1 rRNA gene is annotated in these 217 nt (G+C 47.5%); it reads left to right on the plus strand.

The window, feature by feature from the left end:
• Nucleotides 1–139: 139 nt before the first annotated feature.
• Nucleotides 140–217: ribosomal RNA gene (locus HMPREF2912_RS11320) — 16S ribosomal RNA — on the plus strand; the annotation flags it as partial.

A 217-nucleotide genomic window follows, 5' to 3' on the forward strand; every position in this document is an offset into this window, starting at 1 on the left:
CCCCGTCGGGTTGGGGGTTGGTTTCGAGATTTTTTCTTTATGTAATTTTTGGATTTGCCAGTTCAGGTGACACTGCTTTTTGTGGTGTTGTTTGTTGTGGTTTGTCTTTTTGTCTAGGTTTGGGCTTTTCACGGCCTTTTTTGTGGAGAGTTTGATCCTGGCTCAGGACGAACGCTGGCGGCGTGCTTAACACATGCAAGTCGAACGGAAAGGCCTC

Origin of the sequence: Corynebacterium sp. HMSC056E09 (assembly GCF_001813425.1) — a bacterium.
Classification (GTDB): domain Bacteria; phylum Actinomycetota; class Actinomycetes; order Mycobacteriales; family Mycobacteriaceae; genus Corynebacterium; species Corynebacterium hesseae.